We start from the raw sequence: 771 nt of genomic DNA, 5'->3' as shown, positions 1-771 counted from the left end.
AAAATGAAAAAGGTAGTCTATTAGTTGATGTTGGTTTGACTGGCAAGAAAATGGAAGAATTGTTTAGTCAAATTGACCGTAATATTCAAGATTTAAATGGTATTTTAGTAACCCATGAACATATTGATCATATTAAAGGATTAGGTGTTTTGGCGCGTAAATATCAATTGCCAATTTATGCGAATGAAAAGACTTGGCAGGCAATTGAAAAGAAAGATAGTCGCATCCCTATGGATCAGAAATTCATTTTTAATCCTTATGAAACAAAATCTATTGCAGGTTTCGATGTTGAATCGTTTAACGTGTCACATGATGCAATAGATCCGCAATTTTATATTTTCCATAATAACTATAAGAAGTTTACGATTTTAACGGATACGGGTTACGTGTCTGATCGTATGAAAGGTATGATACGTGGCAGCGATGCGTTTATTTTTGAGAGTAATCATGACGTCGATATGTTGAGAATGTGTCGTTATCCATGGAAGACGAAACAACGTATTTTAGGCGATATGGGTCATGTATCTAATGAGGATGCGGGTCATGCGATGACAGATGTGATTACAGGTAACACGAAACGTATTTACCTATCGCATTTATCACAAGACAATAACATGAAAGATTTGGCGCGTATGAGTGTTGGCCAAGTATTGAACGAACACGATATTGATACGGAAAAAGAAGTATTGCTATGTGATACGGATAAAGCTATTCCAACGCCAATATATACAATATAAATGAGAGTCACCCTATAAAGTTCGGCACTGCTGT

At 35.7% G+C, this 771-nt stretch carries 1 protein-coding gene; it reads left to right on the top strand.

What is annotated here, in order from left to right; genetic code table 11:
• A partial coding sequence (locus IDG60_RS17740) for an MBL fold metallo-hydrolase (protein WP_206161009.1) occupies positions 1–737 on the top strand: 737 nt, incomplete at its 5' end.
• Positions 738–771: the final 34 nt, after the last annotated feature.

The sequence above is a fragment of the Staphylococcus sp. EG-SA-2 genome (assembly GCF_017152085.1).
The sequence above is the reverse complement of the archived record's forward strand: the minus strand, read 5'-3'. Positions and strand labels throughout refer to the sequence as shown.